The sequence below is a fragment of the Bradyrhizobium sp. USDA 4501 genome (assembly GCF_054062115.1).
In genome coordinates, this window is the sequence record NZ_JBSSEX010000001.1 from 6,568,948 (window position 1) to 6,591,805 (window position 22,858).

At 65.2% G+C, this 22,858-nt stretch carries 23 protein-coding genes and 1 tRNA gene; 14 read left to right on the forward strand and 10 right to left on the reverse strand.

Going from position 1 to position 22,858, the window contains the following annotated elements; translation table 11 throughout:
- Window positions 1-146: 146 nt before the first annotated feature.
- A complete protein-coding gene (locus ACVWZM_RS30220) occupies window positions 147-1,298 on the forward strand; it encodes a DUF898 family protein (protein WP_141341156.1) in 1,152 nt (383 codons plus the stop codon).
- Window positions 1,299-1,302: 4 nt separating this feature from the next.
- Entirely contained in the window at window positions 1,303-2,421 is a 1,119-nt protein-coding gene (locus ACVWZM_RS30225) for a M48 family metallopeptidase (protein WP_456855502.1), read from the forward strand.
- A gap of 25 nt (window positions 2,422-2,446) precedes the next feature.
- On the opposite strand, the gene ACVWZM_RS30230 is transcribed toward ACVWZM_RS30225, so the two are convergent.
- On the reverse strand, window positions 2,447-3,595 hold the full coding sequence (locus tag ACVWZM_RS30230; RefSeq protein ID WP_456855503.1) for an ABC transporter substrate-binding protein: 1,149 nt from the start codon (window positions 3,593-3,595) through the stop codon (window positions 2,447-2,449).
- A 441-nt stretch (window positions 3,596-4,036) separates the two neighbouring features.
- Between ACVWZM_RS30230 and ACVWZM_RS30235 the strand changes: the two genes are divergently transcribed.
- Window positions 4,037-4,249 carry a hypothetical protein gene (locus ACVWZM_RS30235; RefSeq protein WP_057019299.1) on the forward strand — a complete coding sequence of 71 codons (213 nt, stop codon included), beginning with the start codon at window positions 4,037-4,039 and terminating at the stop codon, window positions 4,247-4,249.
- A 14-nt stretch (window positions 4,250-4,263) separates the two neighbouring features.
- Here ACVWZM_RS30235 and ACVWZM_RS30240 read toward each other — a convergent pair whose 3' ends face one another.
- The 3 genes from ACVWZM_RS30240 to ACVWZM_RS30250 form a co-directional block, all read right to left on the reverse strand.
- Window positions 4,264-5,259: a LysR family transcriptional regulator gene (locus ACVWZM_RS30240; RefSeq protein ID WP_057019300.1), complete on the reverse strand. Its 996-nt coding sequence runs from the start codon at window positions 5,257-5,259 to the stop codon at window positions 4,264-4,266.
- 666 nt (window positions 5,260-5,925) lie between these two features.
- Window positions 5,926-6,726 carry a DUF2927 domain-containing protein gene (locus ACVWZM_RS30245; RefSeq protein WP_057019301.1) on the reverse strand — a complete coding sequence of 267 codons (801 nt, stop codon included), beginning with the start codon at window positions 6,724-6,726 and terminating at the stop codon, window positions 5,926-5,928.
- A gap of 107 nt (window positions 6,727-6,833) precedes the next feature.
- Window positions 6,834-7,409 (reverse strand): L,D-transpeptidase, encoded by a 576-nt coding sequence (locus ACVWZM_RS30250; RefSeq protein ID WP_038378145.1) that lies wholly within the window; start codon window positions 7,407-7,409, stop codon window positions 6,834-6,836.
- A gap of 388 nt (window positions 7,410-7,797) precedes the next feature.
- Between ACVWZM_RS30250 and ACVWZM_RS30255 the strand changes: the two genes are divergently transcribed.
- Together ACVWZM_RS30255 and ACVWZM_RS30260 are read left to right on the forward strand one after the other, a co-directional pair.
- The gene (locus tag ACVWZM_RS30255) at window positions 7,798-9,345 is read left to right on the forward strand and encodes an acetolactate synthase large subunit (RefSeq protein WP_057019302.1); all 1,548 of its coding nucleotides are present in this window, start codon (window positions 7,798-7,800) and stop codon (window positions 9,343-9,345) included.
- A 50-nt stretch (window positions 9,346-9,395) separates the two neighbouring features.
- The gene (locus ACVWZM_RS30260) at window positions 9,396-9,932 is read left to right on the forward strand and encodes a hypothetical protein (protein WP_076830771.1); all 537 of its coding nucleotides are present in this window, start codon (window positions 9,396-9,398) and stop codon (window positions 9,930-9,932) included.
- Between the two features lie 425 nt (window positions 9,933-10,357).
- On the opposite strand, the gene ACVWZM_RS30265 is transcribed toward ACVWZM_RS30260, so the two are convergent.
- Window positions 10,358-10,594: a hypothetical protein gene (locus tag ACVWZM_RS30265; RefSeq protein WP_456855504.1), complete on the reverse strand. Its 237-nt coding sequence runs from the start codon at window positions 10,592-10,594 to the stop codon at window positions 10,358-10,360.
- Window positions 10,595-10,765: 171 nt separating this feature from the next.
- Here ACVWZM_RS30265 and ACVWZM_RS30270 point away from each other — a divergent pair, with 171 nt between their 5' ends.
- On the forward strand, window positions 10,766-10,906 hold the full coding sequence (locus ACVWZM_RS30270) for a hypothetical protein (protein ID WP_168858519.1): 141 nt from the start codon (window positions 10,766-10,768) through the stop codon (window positions 10,904-10,906).
- A 70-nt stretch (window positions 10,907-10,976) separates the two neighbouring features.
- Here ACVWZM_RS30270 and ACVWZM_RS30275 read toward each other — a convergent pair whose 3' ends face one another.
- A complete protein-coding gene (locus ACVWZM_RS30275; RefSeq protein WP_057019306.1) occupies window positions 10,977-11,348 on the reverse strand; it encodes a DUF4118 domain-containing protein in 372 nt (123 codons plus the stop codon).
- A 177-nt stretch (window positions 11,349-11,525) separates the two neighbouring features.
- Between ACVWZM_RS30275 and ACVWZM_RS30280 the strand changes: the two genes are divergently transcribed.
- Window positions 11,526-11,831 carry a hypothetical protein gene (locus ACVWZM_RS30280; RefSeq protein WP_057019307.1) on the forward strand — a complete coding sequence of 102 codons (306 nt, stop codon included), beginning with the start codon at window positions 11,526-11,528 and terminating at the stop codon, window positions 11,829-11,831.
- Between the two features lie 215 nt (window positions 11,832-12,046).
- On the opposite strand, the gene ACVWZM_RS30285 is transcribed toward ACVWZM_RS30280, so the two are convergent.
- From ACVWZM_RS30285 to ACVWZM_RS30295, 3 genes are all read right to left on the reverse strand, one after another.
- Window positions 12,047-12,121 (reverse strand) — tRNA-Val (locus ACVWZM_RS30285).
- A 113-nt stretch (window positions 12,122-12,234) separates the two neighbouring features.
- A complete protein-coding gene (locus tag ACVWZM_RS30290; protein WP_076830779.1) occupies window positions 12,235-13,518 on the reverse strand; it encodes a coiled-coil domain-containing protein in 1,284 nt (427 codons plus the stop codon).
- Window positions 13,519-13,755: 237 nt separating this feature from the next.
- Complete coding sequence (locus tag ACVWZM_RS30295; RefSeq protein ID WP_076830782.1) at window positions 13,756-14,361, reverse strand: DUF1134 domain-containing protein; 606 nt, start codon at window positions 14,359-14,361, stop codon at window positions 13,756-13,758.
- A gap of 153 nt (window positions 14,362-14,514) precedes the next feature.
- Here ACVWZM_RS30295 and ACVWZM_RS30300 point away from each other — a divergent pair, with 153 nt between their 5' ends.
- Window positions 14,515-14,979 carry a YHS domain-containing (seleno)protein gene (locus ACVWZM_RS30300; RefSeq protein WP_076830784.1) on the forward strand — a complete coding sequence of 155 codons (465 nt, stop codon included), beginning with the start codon at window positions 14,515-14,517 and terminating at the stop codon, window positions 14,977-14,979.
- On the opposite strand, the gene cysQ is transcribed toward ACVWZM_RS30300, so the two are convergent.
- Complete coding sequence (gene cysQ / locus ACVWZM_RS30305) at window positions 14,980-15,807, reverse strand: 3'(2'),5'-bisphosphate nucleotidase CysQ (RefSeq protein WP_076830787.1); 828 nt, start codon at window positions 15,805-15,807, stop codon at window positions 14,980-14,982. It abuts the gene before it with no gap.
- Window positions 15,808-16,063: 256 nt separating this feature from the next.
- On the opposite strand from cysQ, the gene chpT reads away from it, so the two are divergent.
- The 6 genes from chpT (at window position 16,064) to ACVWZM_RS30335 (ending at window position 22,764) form a co-directional block, all read left to right on the forward strand.
- Window positions 16,064-16,711 (forward strand): histidine phosphotransferase ChpT, encoded by a 648-nt coding sequence (chpT, locus tag ACVWZM_RS30310; protein WP_057019328.1) that lies wholly within the window; start codon window positions 16,064-16,066, stop codon window positions 16,709-16,711.
- 202 nt (window positions 16,712-16,913) lie between these two features.
- Complete coding sequence (locus ACVWZM_RS30315) at window positions 16,914-19,625, forward strand: hybrid sensor histidine kinase/response regulator (RefSeq protein ID WP_456855505.1); 2,712 nt, start codon at window positions 16,914-16,916, stop codon at window positions 19,623-19,625.
- Between the two features lie 73 nt (window positions 19,626-19,698).
- Window positions 19,699-20,169, forward strand: coding sequence for a chemotaxis protein CheW (locus tag ACVWZM_RS30320; RefSeq protein ID WP_456782271.1), 471 nt, complete (start codon window positions 19,699-19,701; stop codon window positions 20,167-20,169).
- A 63-nt stretch (window positions 20,170-20,232) separates the two neighbouring features.
- Window positions 20,233-20,598 (forward strand): response regulator, encoded by a 366-nt coding sequence (locus tag ACVWZM_RS30325; protein ID WP_018273268.1) that lies wholly within the window; start codon window positions 20,233-20,235, stop codon window positions 20,596-20,598.
- 130 nt (window positions 20,599-20,728) lie between these two features.
- A complete protein-coding gene (locus ACVWZM_RS30330) occupies window positions 20,729-21,895 on the forward strand; it encodes a protein-glutamate methylesterase/protein-glutamine glutaminase (RefSeq protein ID WP_057015193.1) in 1,167 nt (388 codons plus the stop codon).
- Entirely contained in the window at window positions 21,892-22,764 is an 873-nt protein-coding gene (locus ACVWZM_RS30335; RefSeq protein WP_076824386.1) for a CheR family methyltransferase, read from the forward strand. The genes ACVWZM_RS30330 and ACVWZM_RS30335 overlap by 4 nt, the downstream gene beginning before the upstream one ends.
- The last annotated feature ends 94 nt before the right edge of the window (window positions 22,765-22,858 follow it).

Here is a 22,858-nt window from a genome sequence, read left to right on the forward strand (position 1 = left end):
TTGCCGTTAAGGCATGGCCAACCGCATCCCGCCAAAAATCGGCCGACGATCTCGACCTTGTGTGAAACCTGGATCACACTCGCGACGACAAATCTGTGCTTTTGATACCCAGAGATTGTCCCGCCAGGAGCCATCCCGTGAACGACATGAGCTGGACCCCGCTGGGTCCGCCGCAGCCGCCTCCGCAACCGGCCCCGCCGCCGATGCCGGTGGCGTTTTCAGGGAACCGGAAGGAGTTCTTTCGCCTGGTCGCGCGCGGCGCCGGGCTCGAACTGGTCACGGTCGGCTTCTACCGGTTCTGGCTCACCACCGACATCCGCCGTCATCTGTGGTCGAACAGCCAGATCGATGGCGACGCGCCGGAATATACCGGCCGCGGCAAGGAGCTCCTGATCGGCTTCCTGGTCGCGCTCGCGATCCTGGTGCCGATCTATCTCGGCTATTTCCTGATCGGCATCGAGGCGGAGCATTTCAAGGCGTTCGCCTCGCTGCCGCTGGTCGCCTTCTTCTATTTGTTCGGCCAGTTCGCGATCTATCGCGCGCGGCGTTACCGCCTGACCCGCACGGTGTGGCGCGGCGTCCGCTTCTGGATGAGCGGCTCGGGCTGGGTCTATGCGCTCAAGGCCTCGCTCTGGGGCGTGCTGGTCGTGATCACGCTCGGTCTCGCGCTGCCGTGGCGCGAGGCCGCGCTCGAACGCTACAAGATGCGGCACTCCTATTACGGCGACCTTCAAGGCTCGTTCGACGGCCGCGGCTGGGAGTTCTTCGCGCGGGGCTGGTGGCTCTGGGTCCTGATGCCGTTCGCGCTCTACAGCACGATCTTCGCCCCGTTCGCCTATGCCGCGTTCAAGGCGGTCGAGTGGCGCTGGTGGCTGTCGGGAATCCGCTTCGGCGACGTGAGGCTGGAATCCACGCTCCGCCGCGGCGCGCTGATCGGCCTGTACTGGAAGGTGATCGGCTGGGTCGTGCTGCTCGGCACGGTGTTCGCGGCCTATCTCGCGCTCTGCACCTTGCTGGTCGCCAGCATGGACGGCTCCTCGATCGCGGACTTCTTCAGGACCGAGGCGTTCGCCAAGAGCATTCCGCTGATCGTGCTGCTCGGCATCGGCTATCTCGCGTTTGCGCTGGCGCTGAACGTGGTGTTGCGCGTCTATCTGATGCGCGATCTCTGGGTTCGGGTGCTGTCCTCGACCATCGTGCACAACATCCAGGCGGCCGCCAACGTCACCGCGCGCGGCGAGCTCGCCAACGCGCTCGGCGAAGGCTTTGCCGATGGCCTCGACGTCGGGGGCTTCTAGCTCCATGGAATCCGATTCCGGTCAGACCAATTCCGCGGCGCCGGCTCCCGGCGGCGTTTTCTTCGACGGCCTGTCGAACCGGCGGCGCATCGTCGCACTCAGACTGTCCGACGCACTGGAGATCCGCGAAGACGGCGCACTGCTCGCGCGCTGGGTGTTTCACGACATCCGCCGCGCCGACAGCCCGTCCGGCCTGTTGCGGCTGAGCTGCCTGACCGCACCGCCTCTGGCGCGGCTCGACATCCGCGACGCCGGGCTGATCGCCGCGCTGGTCGCGCGCTGCGACACGCTCGAGGCGGATTTGCCGAACCGCAGGGGCGTCGCCGCGATCGTCGGCTGGTCGCTCGCGGCCGCGGTGTCGATCGTGCTGGTGGTGCTGTTCGGCGTGCCGCTCGCCGCCGAGCGGTTGACGCCGCTGGTGCCCGACTCGTTCGAGCGTCGCATCGGCGATGTCGCGGAGGCGCAGGTCAAGGTGCTGTTCGACGGCAAGCCGTGCAGCAATCCGGCCGGCCAGGCGGCGTTCGCGAAGCTGGTCGGCAAGTTGCGGCAGTCCGCAGGCTTCGATACGTCGGTGCAGTCGGGCGTGCTGGCGACGTCGGTGCCGAACGCCTTCGCGCTGCCCGGCGGCAAGGTCTATCTGTTCGACGGACTCTTGGAAAAAGCCGAGAACCCCGACGAGATCGCCGGCGTGCTGGCGCATGAGCTCGGCCATCTCCGGCACCGCGACAGCATGCGCGAATTGATCCACAACGGCGGCACCTCGTTCCTGATCGGGCTGTTGTTCGGTGACGTCACCGGCTCCGGCGCGCTGACCTTCGCCTCGCGCTCGCTGGTGACGTCGTCCTATTCGCGCGACGCCGAGACCAACGCCGACAGCTTCGCGATCGAGACCATGCACAAGCTCGGCCGTCCGGCCAAGCCGATGGGCGAACTGATGTTCCGCGTCACCGGCAAGGAGGGCGGCAAGGGGCTCTCGCTCGTCTCCAGCCATCCCTTGACCGAGGACCGCCTCGCGCGCATGGACAAGGCCGATGCCGCCAGCCGCCCCGATGGTCCGCCGCTGCTGTCATCGGCCGAATGGCAGGCACTGAAGGGCATCTGCAGCGGCGCCGGCAAGGTGTGATGGCGCAGCCGCCGACGCTCCCTCGCTACTTCACCAGCCTGAACTTGCCGCCTTCGACCTTGATCAGGAACGCCGAACGCTCGTCATAGCCGTTGTGATCGGTCGGGCTCATGGTCGAGAGGCCGTTGTTCAGGTAGACGTCCTTGCCGCGCTCGAGCTCGTCGCGCAGCGCGGCGCGGAATTCCGCCGTGCCGGGCTTTGCGGTCTTCAGCGCATTCGCCGCCGCCCGCTTGAACAGCGTGACGGCGTCCCACAGATGCGCGCCGAAGATGTTCGGCTTCTGCCCGTTGGCCTTCTCGTAGGACGACACGAACTCGTCACGCACCTGGCGGAACGGATCGTTCGCCGGCAGATCGTCGGCGATGGTGAAGGCTTCGCCGGTGAAGATCGCGCCCTCGACATTGGCGCCGCCGAGCTTGATGAACTCCTCCGAGGCCACGCCATGGGTCTGGAAGATCTTGCCGGCATAGCCGCGGCTGCGCAGCGCCTCCTGCGGCAGTACGGCGGGCGTGCCGGCGGAGGCGATGAACACCGCTTCCGGATTGGTCGCGATCACCTTGAGCGCCTGGCCCATCGCGCTGGTGTCGGCCCGCGCATAGACCTCATGCGTCGTCACGGTGAGGCCGAGCTGCGGGGCGAGCCGCGACACCTCCTTGTAGTAGCCTTCGCCATAGCCGTCGGAGACGCCGATATAGCCGAGCGTCTTGATGCCGGACTTGGCGATGTATTTCAGGATCGCCGCCGCCATCAGGTCGTCATTGGGCACCACCTTGAACGCCCAGCGGCGGCGGTCGTCCATCGGCTGCACGATCGCGGTCGCCGCCGCGAGCGAGATGATCGGCGTCTTGCTCTCCACGGCGACGTCGAGCATCGGCATGGTCACCGGGGTGAGCGAGGAGCCGATCAGGATATCGACGCCGTCCTGGATCACGGGGCGCCGCGCATTCTGCGTGCCCTTGGTCGGATCGGACTCGTCGTCGAGCGCGATATAGGTGACCTTCTCGCCGCCGATCTCCTTCGGCAGCGCGGCGATGGTGCGCATCTGCGGCTGGCCGAGCGCCGAGCCCGGTCCGGATCCGGACACCACGACGCCGACCTTGATGTCGGCACGCGCGCCCGGCGCAATCAGGATCGCGCTCGCAAATGTCAACAGTCCGGCCATGGCCAGCTTCATTGCAACTCCTCCCAGCAGGTTCTTTTTATCTGCGGCCGATGATAGCCGACCGCCGTCCGGTCGCGCATCATATTGATTCCGCCCGATCCGTCTGTCCCCCTGATTGGGGACACCGGACTGCGCTCGGGCAAGGTTCGCGCGCTCTGCGGCCCGAGGCCTCAAATTGTCCGCGATCGGTTGGGTCGACTGCGCCCGGCCAAATTTCTGACCCAGCTTCGGTTCGGTCCTGAAACTTCGCGTTTACCACTCCCTTAAAGGCCGCGGGAACCAGTTTCCCTAATCGGGCGGCAACGTCTCGCTGTTATTGAAGGATCAGAAAAGGGAGTACGAACATGTCCAGTATTGTTCGGATCCTCGTCTTGATCGCATGTGCACATGCGGGATCCGTGGTTGCGGAAGTGCAGTTGGACGGCGCGCGGTCATCGCCGGCGGTCCACGTCCATGATTGAGCCTCATCCGATTGCGTCCGAGCACGCGCGCGCCATCTGCGAAGAGATTGGCGAACGGCTGCGCCATGCCCTGCGCGGCGATTACGCCGATCTGCCGCCAAGGCTGCGCGAACTGGTCAACGAGCTCGCTCTGCAGGAGTGTGAAGCGCCGTCGCTGGTGCCCACGATGGCTGACATGACGAGACCGCTGGTCGCCGCGGCCTAAGCCGAGCGTCTGCGTCACACGTTCTTCGCGACCTTCCGTGTCCGCGTCGGACCGGCGCCGGCGATCGTCGGCTTGATATTCCACACCGCGCGCACGCTTGCGAAGGCATGGGCGATCACCGGCTCCTGGCGGCGGGCGGCGAGGCTGGCGAAGGAGAGATCGCAGGTCAGCTTCACCTTGTCGGCGACCACGAACTGATGCGGCCGCGCCATCCGCGGCGCCAGCACGTTGTCGCGTGCGAGGCTGAGGCAGAGACCGGATTCGACGAAGTCGATCATCGCCTCTTCCTGGTCGGTGTAGCCGATCCGCTTCGGCAATGCACCGAGTGGGCGGAAGATGTCGTCGAGCAGCCGCCGGTGGCCGGAGTGCGGCGGTGTCGCGAGCCAGGGCAGCTCGGCGAGCTCGGCCCAGCCCTTGCCCATCACCCGATCGCGCCAGGCGATCGGTGCGATCACCCGGTAGTCGTAGCAAAGCAGCGGGGCGAGCTGGTAGCGGCCATCGACGATGGTCCGTTCGGTGAAGCTGTGATGGACGAGTTGGTCCTGCGGCGTGGCGTCGACATAGTAGCCGACGTCGAGTTCGCCGCGGCCGATCTGCGCCAGCACGTCGTCGCTCACGCCATGACGCAGGAAGACTTCGGTGCGCTGCGAGGACATCGCAAGGCTGCGCACGAACGGCCCGAGCCGGGTGAATTCGGGGTCGAGGATGGTGCCGACGCGCAGCGTGCCGCGCTGTGCCTCGTTCAGCGAGTCCGCCATCGCCTTGAAGTCGGACGCGGCCGCCACCGCCCGGTGCGCCAGCGGCAGCAGCGCGGCGCCGGCCTCGGTCAGGGTGAATCCGGCAGGTGTGCGGTTGAACAGCTGCAGCCCGGTGCTTTCCTCGAGTGCCTTCAGCTGCAGGCTGACCGCGGGCTGGGTCAGCTTCAGCATCGCCGCTGCGCGCGATACCGTGCCTTCACGGGCAACCGTGATGAAGCAACGCAAGGCCTGGGTACGGGGAAGCTCGATCATCGCACGTGCTTATAGCACACTTTTTTGGCGCGCATCCGACCTGCGCCGTGCATTGTCATGCGATTATAATACAACCAATGCGAGAATTCAGGACCGCCGCCACGCAACCATGCCTTCGTGCGCGCGGTTCAACAATGACTGTCTCTGGAATACTGGATCGCCCGGTCAAAGCCGGGCGAGGACTACGCAATGACGCTACGTTACCTCGCGCGAGAACCATCCTCGTCGTCCTGGCGAAAGCCAGGACCCATTACCCCAAATGTCAATTGTTGCGCGATGCTGTGGCCGCGATCTCGTTCATCATCAAGTGCGGTGGTCCTGGCTTTCGCCAGGACGACGATTGGGGAGATCGCGCGCTCATTCCATCACCGTCATGCTGAGGAGGCCGCGCAGCGGCCGTCTCGAACCACGACGGCCTGACTGTGGCCGTGTATCCTTCGAGATGCGCGAGTGCGCCTCAGGATGAGGGGACCTGGACTGCTTTCCGACTTCATCGTCGTCCCGGCGAAGGCCGGGACCCATTGCCACCGAAGTTCATTGTTGCGCGATGTCGGAACGACGAGTCCCATCCACAACACCCGCTGCGGCGTATGGGTCCCGGCCTTCGCCGGGACGACGGCTGTGAATGCCGCGAGCGTGTGCGCCGATCGACGGAGGCCGCCACCCTCACTCCAGATGGTTCACCTTCGCCACCCAGGCGCGGACGTCGGCGAGGACGGCGGGCAGCACGGCCTTGACCTCCTGCACGGTCATGCCGGGCTTGATGCGGGGGTCGTAGAGCAGGTTGAGCAGATATTGGTCGTAGACGTCGAAATAGCCCATCGAGACGTTGTCGTTGAACATGGTCCAGGGCACGGTGGCGGTGTCGTTGATCGGGCCGAGCGACTGCAACAGCTCCTCATAGGCGCAGTCGAGGAAGACGAAATCGCCGTTGTCGACGGTGAGGATCACGTCGGAATGCTCGATTTCGTAGTTCTCGTTCTTGCGGAAGCCGGACAGGCATTGCGGGTCGAGCGAGGAGCGGATCTCCCTGGCGCGCTCCTGGCCGTAGAAAGTCGCGATCGTGCGGTACAGCTCGCGGTCGCGCACCAGCTTGACCACGACATTGGCCGCTTCGTTGTTCTCGGTTATCGCGATGTCGAGATGCTGCACCTTGCTGCGGATGTCGGCGACGACCCTGGCGAGCTGGACCTTGCGGTCGGCGCGGCTGCCGTCGGCGAACACGCGCACCGGACTGTCGTACTTGCGGATTCGGTCGACCCGCCCGGCGAGATGATATTCGGCGCCGAACGCGGTTTTCAGAAAGCCCTCCACGATCTCGGCGTCGGTGAAGACCTTCTTCTCGTTGCGCTGGCGCGCGGCGATCGCCGGTACCTCGGTGGCGGCCGCGGGCAGCGCGGCATCAGCGAGGCAAGCGGCGAGCGTTGCGGCAAGAAGGACGAGGATCGAAGGACGGTGCTGGGGCATTGTGACAACGCTGCCGCAAGGTTTGCGGCAGCGCAAGGAGGGATCAAGGCGGCGGGATCAGCGATCTTGCCGAATGGCGGCGCCTGGTTCCGTTGAAATCGACGCGATCAGTTGTTCTTCACCACCACGGTGGTGCCGACCGAGACCCGACCATAGAGATCGGTGACGTCGTCGTTGGTCATGCGGAAGCAGCCCGACGAGACGGCCTGGCCGATCGTCTCCGGCTCGTTCGAGCCGTGGATGCGGTAGAGCGTCGAGCCGAGATACATCGCGCGCGCGCCGAGCGGATTCTCGATGCCGCCGTTCATGTGGCGCGGCAGATCGGGGCGGCGGCGCAGCATCTGCGACGGCGGCGTCCACGACGGCCATTCCTTCTTTGCGGAGATGCGGTGGACACCGCTCCAGCGGAAGCCGTCGCGGCCGACGCCGATGCCGTAGCGCAGCGCCTGGCCGTTCGCCAGCACCAGATAGAGCCGGCGCTCGGCGGTGTTCACCACGATGGTGCCGGGGGCGTAGTTGGTCGGGTAGTTGACGGTGGTGCGCGGGATCGGGCTTGCGCCGCCGCCGCCGAAGAAGCTCGGGGCTTCGGACTGATAGCCGCGAGAGTCGAAGAACTGGGCGTGGGCCTGGCCGGCACCTGCCAGGATCGTGAGCGCGGCAAACATCAAGGCAATCGGGCGCATGGTCGTCGTCCTCGCGAACAATCAAATATGCAGTCAGAGAGGCCACAATTGCCGGCGTTTCGCAAGCGACGAAGCCGTGACCTCAGGCATTTTCGAACAACACGGTTTAAAAAGGCAACAGATCGGAAGCGATACCTGCATTGTCCGGCCAAGCCTTTGACGACGCGGCTGAAGAATGGTTGATCTGGAGCGTTTTCGAGCGAAGTGGGTACCGGTTCGCGTCAAGAAAGCGCGACCAAACAAAAGCTGGAGCGTTTTCAAGCGAAGTGGGCACCGGGTCGCGTGAAGAAAATGCGACCAAACAAAAGGATACGAGCATGATCCGATTCAATCGGATCGGATCATACTCTGAGCGACCTCAAGAACATCTCGAAACGGGAGCGAGAGCATGAATGGTGCGGAAAGTCTGGTGCGGACATTGGTCGCAGGCGGCGTGGATGTCTGCTTTACCAATCCCGGCACCTCGGAGATGCATTTCGTCGCGGCGCTGGACAAGGTCCCGGGCATGCGCTGCGTGCTCGGTCTGTTCGAAGGCGTGGTGACCGGTGCGGCCGACGGTTATTTCCGCATGAAGGGAACGCCGGCCTCGACGCTGCTGCATCTCGGGCCCGGCCTCGCCAACGGCCTTGCCAATCTGCACAACGCCAAGAAGGCGCATTCCGGCATCGTCAACATCGTCGGTCAGCATGCCACGTACCACATCGGCTACAACGCGCCGCTGACATCCGACATCGAGGGCCTGGCGCGGCCGATGTCGTCCTGGGTGCGCACCTCGCCGGATGCCAAGTCGGTCGCCGCCGACGGCGCGGCTGCGATCGCCGCCGCCAGGAGCGCGCCGCCGCAGATCGCGACCCTGATCCTGCCGGCCGACACCGCCTGGAACGAAGCCGACGGCATCGCCGAGGTGCCCGTGGACACGCAGCGTCCGAGCTATTCGCCGCAGGCGGTCGATGCCGCGGCGAAAATCCTGCATGGCGATGCCGCGCATACGCTGCTGCTCGTCACCGGCAGCGCGCTGACCGAGCACGGGCTGGCGCTCGCCGAGCGCATCGCCGGCAAGACCGGCTGCACGGTGATGGGCCAGACCTATCACCCGCGCATGGCGCGCGGCCGCGGCCGCTTCTCGATCAACCGCATTCCCTATGTGATCGAGCAGGCGTTGCCGATCCTGAAGAAATTCCGTCACATCGTGCTGGTCGAGGCCAACGATCCCGTGGCGTTCTTCGCCTATCCGAACAAGCCGAGCATGCTGAAGGCGGAAGGCTGCGAGGTGCATCGCATGACCGCCTGGGGCGAGAATTCGGTCGCGGCGCTCGAGGCGCTCGCGGGCGCGCTGCATGCGACCGCGCAGGACGTCAAGCCGCAGCAATTGCAGGAACTGGTCAAGCCGACCGGTGCGCTCGACCACGCCACGATCGCGCAGGCGATTGCGTGCGCGATCCCCGAGCACGCCATCATGGTCGATGAATCCGTCACCACGGGCCGCGGCTTCTTCCCGCCGACGGCGGCGGCCGCGCCGCATGACTGGCTGCAGAACATGGGCGGCTCGATCGGCTTCTCGACGCCGGTGGCAACCGGCGCGGCGGTCGCCTGTCCGGACCGCAAGGTGATCTGCATGGTCGGCGACGGCAGCGCGATGTACACGATCCAGTCGCTGTGGACCCAGGCGCGCGAAGGGCTCAACGTCGTGACCATCGTGTTCGCCAACCGCATCTATCAGATCCTGCGCGGCGAGTTCGACGGCGTCGGCGCCGGCGAGCCGGGCAAGCGGGCGCAGGACATGCTGAAGATCGATCGGCCGACGCTCGACTTCGTCGCACTCGCCAGGGGCATGGGGGTACCGGGCAGGGCGGTGACGACCGCCGACGAGTTCAACAAGGCGCTCGCGGAAGCCGTCGCGGAGCCGGGACCGCGGCTGATCGAAGTGCATATGTAGAGGCGTAGCTGAAAGGCCGCGGCGGCGGCCCAGTCCAGTCGGAGGCGTCGATGCAGACCGAGCTGAACAAGGTGATCGCCGCCGTGGAGGAATTCTATGCGCAGGAGATGTTCCTGCTGGAGCGCGATCTCGGCGAGCGAACGCTCACTCACCGGCTGGCGGTCTATGTCGAGCGGCAATTTTCCGGCTGGCAGGTCGATTGCAACTACGACCGGCTCGGCGAACGCACGCTGCGGCTGCCGCGCGGCTCAGGGAGCTCGACCGACGACCATCTCGGCAAGTCGATCTATCCCGATATCGTCGTGCATCAGCGCGACATCCCGAACAATCTCCTGGCCATCGAACTGCGCAAGGACAGCAATCACCAGCCGATCGAGCACGATCAGCGCAAGCTGCAGGCGCTGACCGACCCGAATGTCTGGTTTGCCTATGCGATGGGCGTGCTGGTGATCGTCGGACAAGGCGGGGTGAGCTTTACCGAGGTCTATGCCGGCGGAGCCATCGATAGCGCGACATCGCTCTGGTTTGCCGAGCGGCTACGCGAGAGCGGGCTCGCGAACAGGCGCGACAATGGCGCTCCGCATTAAGTCTATCGATGAATCTTTCCTCGCGTTTGCAGTGATAGCCCGTTTGGATCATGCGTCGCCCCTGCACGCGCGGCACAACAGAAGGTGCGGGAGGTGGAGCAATTCCTGGAGCTGGTGGTCAATTTTCAGAACGATCCGATGGCGGTGCGGATTATCAGCTCCGCAACTCTTTCGCTCCCCCTCCCGCACCTGAATTCGCTGGTCCAACGCTCGCTGGTCCAGCCTGCACTGATCCAACTTCCACTGCCCCAACTTTCCACTGCCCGAGGTGGTCGGCGCACTCGATTGCGACGCGACGGGCCGAGGCAACATCCGCACCGAGACAGTAAAAAGGCCGCCTTCGGGCGGCCTTTTCCGTGCTCGACAAGTCCGTGCTCGGCAAGTCCGTGGTCGCCAGTTGGATCACCGAGCGCGATTGTTTCTGTTTATTGCTTGGTGGCATCGCTGCCGGTCGGGGCAGCGCCGGTGGCGGCGGCACCGGTCTTGGCGCTCGATTTCTTGGCGGTCTTCTTCGCTTTCTTCGGCGCCTTGGCCGCCTCGCCCTTGGTCGCGGTGTCGCCGCTCTGCGCGGCGGGGGCCGGGCTGCCGCCCGCCTTGTCCTGCGCGAGCGCGGTGGACGAGACGAAGGCAAGGGCGGTGGCGGCGAGGATCAGTGTTCGCATCGGATGTTCTCCCAAGTTGGTTTCCGGCGAGCCTCAACGGGACAGAATGTCGCAGGGTTCCGCGGCACCGATCAGCAATCCGTGAGCTCTGCGTGATCGGCATGGCCGCCGCGGAACCGGGAACCGGGCGCCGCGTTATCTGGCCGGGCAGGAGTTCCGAGGAGAGACGCCATGCGCTGGCGGTCAATGACGGAAACCACCAATACGGTGCTCGACACCGCCCCCGAGGACACCTTCTACGCGGCGGGCTGGACCATCAGCGGCGTGGCAACGCTGGCCACCATCGTCGCGATCTGGATGTTCGGGATCTGAGAGCGAACGATCCACGACAAGGCAACCGGTGCGCTATCGCCGGCGGCCGGGCCACGGCCTGGGTCGTCCGCTACTTCCGCAGAATTGCCAGCGCTTCCCGATAGAGCTGCGAGAAACAGACCAAGAGCGCGCTCGACAGCAGGAACATCGCCAGGCTGTCATAGTCGCCGGCCGTCGGCCAGCCGAACTCGAAATAGGGCGGCATGAACGCCCACCAGACGATCGGTACCGTGATGATGGTCGCAAACGCGCCGGCGGGCGCGCCGCCCATCAGGCCGGCGATCAGGATCGCCGGCACGAAGCCCGCGAAATAGAACTGCATGCCGAAGCTCGAGAACATCTCCTGGGTCGCGGTGGCCAGCACCACCGCAAGCAGGGCGACGACGAATGTCGACAACGACCAAGGCCGCAGCTTCAAAATGTAGTCGTTGCCCTTGCGCATCCAGACTCCGGCCCCCGCGAGTTCCGGGAAGGTAGCCGAGGAGGCCTGCAAACAAAACCCCGTACGATTCCGAGGGGCAGGGTTGTGCTCGATACAGTGAAAAGGAACCGGCCCGGTCAAGCCGCCGCCGCATTGTCGCGCATATTGCATTGCGGCACGGTGATTGGGGGCAACACGATGCTTGAGCTTCTGATTGTCGCTCTCGTCGCCGGGATCGGTTTCATCTCGGGGTACGGCGCACGCGAGCTGATCTCGCGCCGGCGGCGGGGATCCGCCTCGCGCGCTCACGTTCGTGCGCCGCAGGTTCGCGCCGCGAATGACGACAGCTCCGCCTCCGGCTGGTATCGGCGGGCCGGCACGCAGCACGCCGATCACGCCATCCCGCCACCCGACGAACTCGACGGCGCCGTTCGCGACCTGCTCGGCGAGCTCAGCCGGCGCAACGCCAAGCCGTCATCCGCACCGCAGCGCCGCCGGCAGTGAGCCGGAATGCCGGGCCGCATCGCCGAGATCGGCGCCGCTGGCCTGCCGGTGTTTTGCGCGACGAGTTAATCAAAATTCGGAAATGGCGTAACCCGTTGATCCGGCTCGCCTCGGCTACTTTGCATGGGGTTGTTTTCGACATTTTTGTGAGGCGGTCCCGGAGGACAGCAGAATGTCGACAATCGTTCGCACCTGGCAGAGTTCAGGAGGCAGGATGGTGGACGCACAAGGGATCGAACCTTGGACCTCTCCCGTGTGAAGGGAACGCTCTCCCGCTGAGCTATGCGTCCGGGATGTGACGTGCCAAAGGCCGCTGGTCGGCGGCCGGTCGATTAAGGCGCTTCGTCAGAGCGTGCGATTTACGAAGTGCCGGGTAGGGGTGTCAAGCCAAACCCTGCGGGAATCAGGCGCCTTGCTGGCGGGCGCGGGAGGCGTGTGACTGCAGCGCCCGGATGCGCTCGGCGAGCGTGCCGCCGCCCTCGGGTAACCCGCTGCCCGGCGAGACGCCGTTGGCGGGCTTGGCAGCCGCCTTGGCCGGCACCGTCGGCTCCGCCGCCAGCATGGCCTCGATCGCCGAATTCGGGCCCTCGAGTTGGATCGCGAGCTTGGCCACCTCGGCGGCAATGTCGTTGATGCGCTCGCGCAGCAGCGCATTCTCCATCCGCTCGGTCGCCCAGGAGCTCTCGGCCTGCTGCTGGATCGCGTTGATGTCGCGCTGCAGCTTGCCGCGCTCGTCGCTGACGGTGCGCAGCTGCTCCTCGACTTGAGCCTTCTCCTGCCGCAGCTTGTCGAGCGCAGAGGATTTGCCGCCGCCCACTGCTGCGATCTCCTCGCGCAGCTCCTGCACGGTCCGCTCGGCGGCGGCGTTGGCCTGCTTCAACTGGCCGTTCTCGAATTCGCGCTCGGCAAGCAGCTTGCCCTGGGTCGCAAGCCGCGTCTCAAGGTCGTTGACCCGGTTGCCGAGCATCTCGGCTTCCTTGACCTGGGCGACGAGCTGGCGGTCGAGATCGGTGACGCGCTGGCTCAGATTTTCGACCCGGCCGCGCGCGTCGGTGAGGTCGCGCGTCGCGGTTTCCGACTGGCTGCGCTCCTGGGCGAGGCGGGCTTCGGTTGCCGCGAATTCCCTGGCGGCATCGCCGACCCGGTTCTTCAGCTCCTCGACCTGGGTCCGCACCGCGACCAGTTCGATCTGGCGGCTGTCGGCGGTCATCGCGCGGTCGTTGAGCTCGGCGTTGATCTTGCCGAGCTCGCCCTGCTTGTCGGTCAGCGCCTGCTCGGCGTTGCGCAACAGCTCGGTCTTGGCCGAGAACTCTTCCTCGGTGGCGCGAAGCTGATCCTTCATCGCCTTTTCGCGCGCTTCCAGCGCGAAGATCGCGGCGTTCTTCTCGCCGAGCTCGATCTTCATGCGGTTGATCGCATCGGTCTTCTTGCCGAGCTCGGCGAGTTGGCTCGTGGTCTTGCTCTTGAGCTGGTCGACGCTCATCTCGAGCCGGCGGGCCGACATCGCGAATTCGGCGCGGAGCTGGTCCTTGTCGGCCTGGATCTCGGCCATCGACAGCGGGGTGGCCGCCTCCATGCGGCGCGTGGTCAGCCGCACCGCCCGGTTGTGCACCAGCGGAACGATCATCAGGCCGCACAGCATCGAGATCAGGAAACCGATCGCCGCGTACATGATCGGCTCGATCATGAAGGGTCACTCCAAGAAAAGAAGGAATTTGTTAATCACAATGCCACGGCGGACCGGCCAAAGGCCAGCCCGATTGCCGCGTTAACCTGAATTGCTAACCGTGCCGGAGCGCCGGCCTCATCGCCCGATCAGGGCTGCGACCTCGCGCTTCGTTCCGATTGAATCGGATCGAGGCTCCAGATTCTGTCCTGACGCGTCTTCTTGATGCGAACCGGCGTCCGCTCGGCTGGAAACGCCCTAGAACGGGTTCCAGGTCGCGCGCGGGGTGAATTTGAGATAGCCGACGCTGGCGCCGAGCCGCAAGCCGATGCCCGAGCGAATCGGGACCAGCACGATGTTGTTGGCGGTCAGCGCCGTCATGCCGAAGCCGCCGACGATATAGGCCGAGCCGTCGATGCCGACGAAGCGCTGATAGATCGCCTGGGTCGAAGGCAGGTTGTAGACCAGCGTCATGGTCCTCGCGCCGTCGCCGCCCCAGTCGAAGCCGACCGAGGGACCCTGCCAGTAGACCCTGAGGTCGCCAGCGTTCTTGGTGTAGAGCGTGCCTTCGCCATAGCGCAGCCCGGCCACGAAGGCGCCAGAGCCTTCCTCGCCGAGCACATAACCATTGGGCAGGCCCCACTGGCTGACGGCGCGCTCGATGACCGAGGCGAGTCCGCGCGAGACATTGCCGAAGAACTTGTGTCCGGCATTGACCAATTCGTCGGGCCCGTAAGTATACGGGGTCGGCTCACGCTGTGGCGGCGGATATTGCAGTGGCGGGCCCTGCTGCGCGGACGCCCCTGCGCTCCAGCACATCAGCGCGGCAAACGCGACCGCGGCAAGGCGTGATGCGAAAGTCATTAAGAACCCCTGCTATCGAAATCCGGGCGCTGCCCTTTAACCTGATGCCAACAGGCACGGCTCTAGGTTGCGCCCGGTGTCCCCTCGACTCGGATGTTATCGGTATCAACTATGACGGCACAACGGCAGGAAAGATATGGATCGTGCCGGGGGATGGCGTTTTTCGGCCTGTTGGCGGGCATTTTGGCGGCCATCTGGCCCTCCTTGCCTGTTCAGGCCACCACAACCGAGCGCGTGGTGACGAACCGCTACTCCGGATTGGCGATCGAGGGATTCGATCCCGTCGCCTATTTCACCGACGCCGCCGCCACCCAGGGGCGGCCGGAATTCGAGGCCGCGGAGAACGGCGTGGTCTGGCGTTTCCGCAACGAGGGCAACCGCGCTTCGTTCGTGGCGCATCCCGAAATCTATGGCCCGCAATTCGGCGGTTACGATCCGACCGATCTGGTGCGGGGCGTCACCTGCGCGGGCAATCCGCGATTCTGGGCCGTCGTCGGGAACAGGCTTTACCTGTTCAACCGGGAACGCAGCCGTGACGCGTTCGCCGCCGATCCCGCGCGCTTTTTGAAGGAAGCCGCGGCGCGTTGGCCGGAGCTGGAAGACAATCTCGCGCAGTGATCACGGCGCCGCGGCCGGGTCGCCCCAGGCGATGAATTCCGGCACCAGGAAGTCTTCGCGGCCGAGCCCGAAATGCAATGGGCTTCCCTTCGAATCGGTGACCTTGCCGCCGGCCGCTACGACGACCGCGTGACCTGCCGCAACATCCCACTCCGATGTCGGCGACAGGCGGGGATAGATATCGACTTCGCCCTCGGCGACACGGCCGAATTTGACCGCCGAGCCCAGCACGGCGCGGACCGCGTTGCCGCGCGCGTCGATGAAGGCTTCGGTGCGCGCATCGCCATGCGAGCGGCTCACTGCCACCGTCCATGGCGCGCCGCGCGGCGGGCAGGGACGGGTCTTGATCGGCACCGCCTGCGAAACCGCGCCGCCCTGCAGCGTCAACCGCTCCGCGCCCTTGCCGACGATGCCGCGCCAGATCAGCCCGAGCGCCGGTGCGCCGACGATGCCGAGCAGCGGCACGCCTTGCGTGACCAGCGCCACATTGACGGTGAATTCATTGCGGCCGGCAACGAACTCCTTGGTGCCGTCGAGCGGATCGATCAGGAAGAAACTGTCTTTATAGGGCGGCGTCGCCAGATGGACGCGCTCCTCGGACAGCAGCGACACCTGCGGCGCGAGCCGCGTCAGCCCTTCGACGATGATGTGGTCGGCGGCGAGATCGGCCTCGGTGACCGGCGACCCATCGTCCTTGCCGGCAACATTCATCGTCGAACGATTGACCGCAAGAATCGCGTCGCCGGCGCGGATCACCAGTTCGGTCAGTGATTCGAGCAGCGTCGCGGCGGCCTCGCAGCCGATCAGGGACGGCTTTGCCTTATTCATGTGCGGGTCTCATGTCAGCGGGTCGCATATCCTGTTTGTGTTCCCTGAGATCATGATGCGATGACGGAGCATCGCATCATGATCTCATCTCCTTGTTTGAGCATGATCTTTTCGGAAAACCGGTTTCCACTTTTTCGGATCATGCTTTATCAGTCCCGCCGCAAGCTGGCAGCATCCGTCTGCGCGGTGTATCAAGCCGACAGGCATGCGTGATTCGCACTCCTCGGTCGGCGTGCGGCTTTCCAGGAAACAATAGATGTCTGGCACTTCGTCTCCCGGTCCCGCTCCCGATGCGCTCGAACTCGCGGCGCTCTTGTGCTCGCGGGTCTGTCACGATCTCATCAGTCCGGTCGGCGCGATCGTCAATGGGCTTGAGGTCCTTGACGACAATCCCAAGCCCGAAGACCGCGACTTCGCGCTCGATCTGATTCGCAAGAGCGCCAAGACCGCTTCGGCGCGGTTGCAGTTCTGCCGGCTGGCGTTCGGCGCGGCCGGTTCCTCCGGCGCGCAGATCGATCTCGGCGATGCCCAGAACATGGCGAAGGGGCATATCGAGGACGGCAAGGTGACGCTGACCTGGAATTTGCCGCGGCTGCTCCTGCCCAAGAACCGGGTCAAGCTGCTCTTGAACATGCTGGTCATCGCGCAGCAGACGATCCCGCGTGGCGGCACGCTCACGATCGATCCGGTCGGCGAAGGCGAGGCGATGAGCTTCCGCATCACGGCTGCGGGCTTCAATGCGCGCGTGCCGCAGAACATCGTCGATCTCCTGAATGCGACCTCGCCGAACACGGTCGATGCGCATGCGGTGCAACCGCACTACACCCGCCTGCTGGCGGAAGCCTGCGGGCTGAAGGTGACGCTCGCGCTCGACGGCGACAAGGTTATCATTGCCGCGTCCTGACCGCGGCCGCGCCGATATCATTAATCAAAGGTTACGACCGGCCGCGCGATTCGATCGCGCGGCCTTATCTCTTTGTTGATCCCGTTCCTTTCCATTTGCTCAACCAAACTTAAACGCTTTGCGGAGAAGCTGACCTGAGTTCCGTCAGGCGCGTCGATGTTGCGCGCCGCTGCGTTTTCGGCGTTTTTCGAAGGTTGGTTTCATGGACGATCTGTTGCGCGAGTTCCTGACGGAGAGCAGCGAGAGCCTGGATACGGTCGACAACCAGCTGGTGCAGTTCGAGCAGGATCCGAACAACGCGAAGATCCTGGATAACATCTTCCGGCTGGTGCACACCATCAAGGGCACCTGCGGCTTCCTCGGGCTGCCGCGGCTCGAGGCGCTGGCGCATGCCGGCGAGACCTTGATGGGCAAATTCCGCGACGGCATGCCGGTGAAGGCGGAAGCCGTGACGCTGATCCTGTCCTCGATCGACCGCATCAAGGAGATCCTTGCAGGGCTCGAGGCGACCGAGGCCGAGCCCGAAGGCAATGACCGCGATCTGATCGATCAGCTGGAGGCGATGGTCGAGCACGGCATGGTGGCGATGGCGGTTGCCGCTGAAGAGGACGTGCCTGTCGTCGAAGCTCCGTCCGTGCAGGCTAACATGACCGAAGGCACGCTGGTGGTGCAGACGCTGGAGCGTCCGCTGCGTCCGGGCGAGGTCTCGCTCGACGAGCTCGAGCGCGCCTTCCGCGAGACCGAGACCGAAGTCGCCGCACCGGCGCCGGTCGTGAAGCCTGCACCTGCTGCCGCCGCCGAGCCGGCTGAGGCTGCGAAGAAGCCGGCCCGCAAGGCCGCCGGTGAGGATGTCCAGGAAGGCGACAAGATCGCCAACCAGTCGATCCGGGTCAATGTCGACACCCTCGAACACCTCATGACCATGGTCTCCGAGCTGGTGCTGACCCGCAACCAGCTGCTGGAGATCTCCCGCCGCAACGAGGACACCGAGTTCAAGGTGCCGCTGCAGCGGCTCTCCAACGTCACCGCCGAGCTGCAGGAAGGCGTCATGAAGACGCGCATGCAGCCGATCGGCAATGCCTGGCAGAAGCTGCCGCGCATCGTCCGCGACCTCTCCGGCGAACTCGGCAAGCAGATCGAGCTCGAGATGCACGGCGCCGACACCGAGCTCGACCGCCAGGTGCTCGACCTGATCAAGGATCCGCTGACGCATATGGTGCGCAACTCCGCCGATCACGGGCTGGAGACCACCGCCGAGCGGGTCGCCGCCGGCAAGCCGGAGCAGGGCACCATTCGCCTGTCCGCCTATCACGAGGGCGGCCACATCATCATCTGCATCGCCGACAATGGCCGCGGGCTCAACACCGAGCGGATCAAGGCCAAGGCGCTCCAAAACGGTCTCGTCACCGAGGCCGAGCTCGAGAAGATGACCGAGGCCCAGATCCACAAGTTCATCTTCGCGCCGGGCTTCTCGACCGCCGCGCAAGTGACTTCGGTGTCCGGCCGCGGCGTCGGCATGGACGTGGTGCGCACCAATATCGACCAGATCGGCGGCACCATCGACATCAAGAGCGTGGCCGGCGAGGGCGCCTCGGTCACCATCAAGATCCCGCTGACCTTGGCGATCGTCTCCGCTTTGATCGTGGAAGCCGGCGGCGACCGCTTTGCGATTCCCCAATTGTCGGTCGTCGAGCTGGTGCGGGCCCGCGCCAACTCCGAGCACCGCATCGAGCGGATCAAGGACACCGCAGTGCTGCGCCTGCGCAACAAGCTGCTGCCGCTGATCCACCTCAAGAAGCTCTTGAAGATCGACGACGGCGCGACGACCACGGATGCCGAGAATGGCTTCATCGTGGTCACGCAGGTCGGCAGCCAGACCTTCGGCATCGTGGTCGACGGCGTGTTCCACACCGAGGAGATCGTGGTCAAGCCGATGTCGACCAAGCTGCGGCACATCGACATGTTCTCCGGCAACACCATCCTTGGCGATGGCGCCGTGATCATGATCATCGACCCCAACGGGATTGCAAAAGCCCTCGGCGCGTCCGGCTCCTCGGCCCATGACCTCGCCGACGACAATGCGAACGCCCACGCCGCAAGCGGCGAGCAGCTGACCTCGCTCCTGGTGTTCCGCGCCGGCTCCTCGCAGCCCAAGGCGGTGCCGCTCGGCCTCGTCACCCGGCTGGAGGAGATCGCAACCGACAAGATCGAGCTCTCGAACGGCCGCTACATGGTGCAGTACCGCGAGCAGCTGATGCCGCTGGTGCAGATGGCCGGCGTCGAGGTGCAGTCGCAGGGCTCGCAGCCGATCCTGGTGTTCGCCGACGACGGCCGCTCGATGGGGCTCGTGGTCGACGAGATCATCGACATCGTCGAGGAGCGGCTCAACATCGAGGTCGCGGGTTCGCAGGACGGCATTTTGGGCTCGGCCGTGATCAAGGGCCAGGCCACCGAGGTGATCGACGTCGGCCACTTCCTGCCGATGGCGTTCGCCGACTGGTTCTCGCGCAAGGAGATGCGGCCGTCGGCCTCGGCGCAGTCGGTGCTGCTGGTCGATGACTCAGCCTTCTTCCGCAACATGCTGGCGCCGGTCTTGAAGGCCGCCGGCTACAAGGTCAGGACCGCGGGCGGCGCGCAGGAAGGGCTCGCCGCGCTGCGTTCGGGACAGAGCTTCGACGTCGTGCTGACCGACATCGAGATGCCCGAGATGAACGGCTTCGAGTTCGCCGAGAACATCCGCTCGGACCACAATCTGATCGGGCTGCCGATCATCGCGCTGTCGGCGATGGTGTCGCCGGCGGCGATCGAGCGCGGCCGGCAGGCCGGCTTCCACGACTATGTCGCCAAGTTTGATCGTCCCGGGCTGATCGCGGCGCTGAAAGAGCAGACCGCCGAACTGCGCCGCGCGGCTTGAGGGGAGAGAGCATGATCCGGAAAAGTGTGAAGCGGTTTTCCGATCGGATCATGCTCAAACAAAGGGTTCATTGATGACCAGCAAGAGCGAGACCAGTGAAGGCGCGATGGCCGAATACGTCACCGCCGTGATCGGCGGGCAGCTGTTCGGCCTGCCGATCTCGCGGGTGCAGGACGTGTTCATGCCGGAGCGGCTGACGCGGGTGCCGCTGGCCTCCAGCGAGATCGCCGGCGTGCTCAATCTGCGCGGCCGTATCGTCACCGTGGTCGACATGCGCGCCCGGCTCGGGCTGCCGAAGGCCGACGACGGTAAGCCTCCGATGGCGGTCGGCGTCGACCAGCGCGGCGAATCCTACGGCCTGTTGATCGACCAGATCGGCGAAGTGCTGCGGCTCTCCGAAAACAGCCGCGAGGACAATCCGGTCAACCTCGATCCCCGCATGGCCAAGCTCGCCGGCGGCGTCCACCGCCTCGACGGCCAGCTCATGGTCGTCCTCGATATCGATCGCGTGCTCGAACTGGTGCCCGACGCCAAAGCGGCGTGAACAGGGCCGCCCGAACTGAAGAACTGAAACATCCCACCGGGGATGAGGAAGTAGAGGTCGCAGATGAGAACCTGTCTTGTTGTCGATGACTCAAGCGTCATTCGCAAGGTCGCCCGCCGCATTCTGGAAGGGCTCGATTTCCAGATCGTCGAGGCCGAGGACGGCGCCAAGGCGCTCGAGGCCTGCAAGCGCGCGATGCCGGAAGCGGTGCTGCTCGACTGGAACATGCCGGTCATGGACGGCTACGAGTTTCTCGGCAATCTCCGCCGCATGCCCGGCGGCGATCAGCCCAAGGTCGTGTTCTGCACCACCGAGAATGACGTCGCGCATATCGCACGCGCGCTGCATGCCGGTGCCAACGAATACATCATGAAGCCGTTCGACCGGGACATCGTCACCGCGAAGTTCCAGGAAGTCGGACTCATTTAGAGCATGATCCGGAAAAATGGGAACCGGTTTTCCGAGAAGATCATGCTGACTTAGATTCTTCGTTCGATCCGGCGGCAGAAGCCTTCGGCTCAACGGTTGTTGTGCGTCGTGTTGCGTCGCTGGTGAAGTCATGAGTGTTGCGTTGACAAGTACTGCGGTCCCGACATCGACCCGTTCCGACAAGGTGCGGGTGATGGTGGTCGACGATTCCGTGGTGATCCGCGGGATGATCTCGCGCTGGATCGGCGCCGAGCCCGACATGGAAGTCGTCGCCTCGCTGCGCACCGGCCTCGACGCCGTCAACCAGCTCGAACGCATCAACCCCGATGTCGCGGTGCTCGATATCGAGATGCCCGACCTCGACGGCATCTCGGCGCTGCCGCAGCTGCTGGCGAAGAAGCGCGATCTCGTCGTCATCATGGCCTCCACGCTGACCCGCCGCAACGCGGAGATCAGCCTGAAGGCTCTCTCGCTCGGTGCGTCCGACTACATTCCGAAACCGGAAAGCACGCGCGAGGCCACCGCCGCGGAAACCTTCCGCCACGACCTGATCCAGAAGATCCGTCATCTCGGCGCCAAGGCGCGGCGCAACCCGCTGCACTCGATGGCAAGCCCGCCGCTTGCGCCCGGTCATGACAGGCCGCGTCCGCTGGCGCCCGCTGCTGCGCACACAGCGCCGGCCCAGGCCACGCGCCGTTCGTTCGGCCTGCTGCCGCCCAAGGTGCTGCTGATCGGCTCGTCGACCGGCGGCCCGCAGGCGCTGATGACGCTGGTCGCCGAGATCGGCCCGGTGATCGATCGCTTCCCGGTGCTGATCACCCAGCACATGCCGCCGACCTTCACGACCATTCTCGCCGAGCATCTGGCGCGCACCAGCAAGCGGCCGGCGCATGAGGGGATCGACGGCGAGAGCATCAAGCCGGGCCAGATCTATCTGGCGCCCGGCGGGCGCCACATGCGCGTCGCCCGCCACGGCGTCGATGCCACGATCGCGCTCGACGACGGGCCGCCGGTCAATTTCTGCAAGCCCGCGGTGGATCCGATGTTCACCTCCGCGATCGATGTCTGGCAGGGCAGCATCATGTCGGTGATCCTGACCGGCATGGGCTCCGACGGCATGCGCGGCGGCAAGGACATCGTCGCCGCCGGCGGCAGCGTGATCGCCCAGGACGAAGCGACCAGCGTGGTGTGGGGCATGCCCGGTGCTGCGGTCAATGCCGGCATCTGCGCCGCGGTGCTGCCGCTCAATCAGATCGCACCGAAGCTTGTTCGGGTATTTGCGGGAGACCGTTCGTGACGCCGCTGGACTACGAGTATCTGCGTAAGCTGCTGAAAGACCGTTCCGGCCTCGATCTCTCCGCCGACAAGCAATATCTCGTCGAGAGCCGCCTGTTGCCCTTGGCGCGCCGGTCGAACCTCGCCGGGATTCCCGAGCTGGTGCAGCGGATGAAGGGTGGCGCGGAGCTGCTGACATCCGAGGTGGTCGAAGCGATGACCACCAACGAGACCTTCTTCTTTCGCGACAAGATCCCGTTCGACCATCTGAAGGAAGCGGTGCTGCCCGCGCTCGCGCAGACGCGCGCGGCGCGCCGCAGCTTGCGCATCTGGTGCGCGGCGTCGTCGACCGGGCAGGAGCCGTATTCGATCGCGATGCTGCTGAAGGAGATGACTGCGCTGTTTGCCGGCTGGCGGATCGAGATCATCGCCACCGACCTGTCGCAGGCGGTGCTCGAAAAGGCGAAGGCCGGCTTGTTCAGCCAGTTCGAGGTGCAGCGCGGCCTGCCGATCCAGCTGCTGGTCAAGTATTTCGTGCAGAAGGGCGAGCTCTGGCAGCTCAACGCCGATATCCGCGGCATGGTGCAGCACCGCCAGCTCAATCTGTTGCAGGACCTGTCGCATCTCGGCACCTTCGACGTGATCTTCTGCCGCAATGTGCTGATCTATTTCGATCAGCAGACCAAGGCCGGTATCTTCGGCAAGGTGTCCCGGATGCTCGAGCCCGACGGCGTGCTGGCGCTTGGCGCGGCGGAATCCGTGGTCGGCATCACCAACCTGTTCAGGCCATATCCCGACCGGCGCGGGCTCTATCAGCCAAACACTGCGCCAGTCGCGCGCGCCGGCGCCGCGCTGCATGTGCTGAAGGCGGTTGCGTCCGCTGCGCGGTGAGACGAGACATCTCGCTTTAACCCCGTCACCCTGAGGAGCCGCGAAGCGGCGTCTCGAAGGGTCGACGGCCACCAGCGGGGCCGTGCATCCTTCG

Coding starts and splice junctions, on each gene's coding strand:
- ACVWZM_RS30220 (WP_141341156.1), top strand. CDS start 147: ATGAGCTGGACCCCGCTGGGTCCGCCGCAGCCGCCTCCGCAACCGGCC.
- ACVWZM_RS30225 (WP_456855502.1), top strand. CDS start 1,303: ATGGAATCCGATTCCGGTCAGACCAATTCCGCGGCGCCGGCTCCCGGC.
- ACVWZM_RS30230 (WP_456855503.1), bottom strand. CDS start 3,595: ATGAAGCTGGCCATGGCCGGACTGTTGACATTTGCGAGCGCGATCCTG.
- ACVWZM_RS30235 (WP_057019299.1), top strand. CDS start 4,037: ATGATTGAGCCTCATCCGATTGCGTCCGAGCACGCGCGCGCCATCTGC.
- ACVWZM_RS30240 (WP_057019300.1), bottom strand. CDS start 5,259: ATGATCGAGCTTCCCCGTACCCAGGCCTTGCGTTGCTTCATCACGGTT.
- ACVWZM_RS30245 (WP_057019301.1), bottom strand. CDS start 6,726: ATGCCCCAGCACCGTCCTTCGATCCTCGTCCTTCTTGCCGCAACGCTC.
- ACVWZM_RS30250 (WP_038378145.1), bottom strand. CDS start 7,409: ATGCGCCCGATTGCCTTGATGTTTGCCGCGCTCACGATCCTGGCAGGT.
- ACVWZM_RS30255 (WP_057019302.1), top strand. CDS start 7,798: ATGAATGGTGCGGAAAGTCTGGTGCGGACATTGGTCGCAGGCGGCGTG.
- ACVWZM_RS30260 (WP_076830771.1), top strand. CDS start 9,396: ATGCAGACCGAGCTGAACAAGGTGATCGCCGCCGTGGAGGAATTCTAT.
- ACVWZM_RS30265 (WP_456855504.1), bottom strand. CDS start 10,594: ATGCGAACACTGATCCTCGCCGCCACCGCCCTTGCCTTCGTCTCGTCC.
- ACVWZM_RS30270 (WP_168858519.1), top strand. CDS start 10,766: ATGCGCTGGCGGTCAATGACGGAAACCACCAATACGGTGCTCGACACC.
- ACVWZM_RS30275 (WP_057019306.1), bottom strand. CDS start 11,348: ATGCGCAAGGGCAACGACTACATTTTGAAGCTGCGGCCTTGGTCGTTG.
- ACVWZM_RS30280 (WP_057019307.1), top strand. CDS start 11,526: ATGCTTGAGCTTCTGATTGTCGCTCTCGTCGCCGGGATCGGTTTCATC.
- ACVWZM_RS30290 (WP_076830779.1), bottom strand. CDS start 13,518: ATGATCGAGCCGATCATGTACGCGGCGATCGGTTTCCTGATCTCGATG.
- ACVWZM_RS30295 (WP_076830782.1), bottom strand. CDS start 14,361: ATGACTTTCGCATCACGCCTTGCCGCGGTCGCGTTTGCCGCGCTGATG.
- ACVWZM_RS30300 (WP_076830784.1), top strand. CDS start 14,515: ATGGCGTTTTTCGGCCTGTTGGCGGGCATTTTGGCGGCCATCTGGCCC.
- cysQ (WP_076830787.1), bottom strand. CDS start 15,807: ATGAATAAGGCAAAGCCGTCCCTGATCGGCTGCGAGGCCGCCGCGACG.
- chpT (WP_057019328.1), top strand. CDS start 16,064: ATGTCTGGCACTTCGTCTCCCGGTCCCGCTCCCGATGCGCTCGAACTC.
- ACVWZM_RS30315 (WP_456855505.1), top strand. CDS start 16,914: ATGGACGATCTGTTGCGCGAGTTCCTGACGGAGAGCAGCGAGAGCCTG.
- ACVWZM_RS30320 (WP_456782271.1), top strand. CDS start 19,699: ATGACCAGCAAGAGCGAGACCAGTGAAGGCGCGATGGCCGAATACGTC.
- ACVWZM_RS30325 (WP_018273268.1), top strand. CDS start 20,233: ATGAGAACCTGTCTTGTTGTCGATGACTCAAGCGTCATTCGCAAGGTC.
- ACVWZM_RS30330 (WP_057015193.1), top strand. CDS start 20,729: ATGAGTGTTGCGTTGACAAGTACTGCGGTCCCGACATCGACCCGTTCC.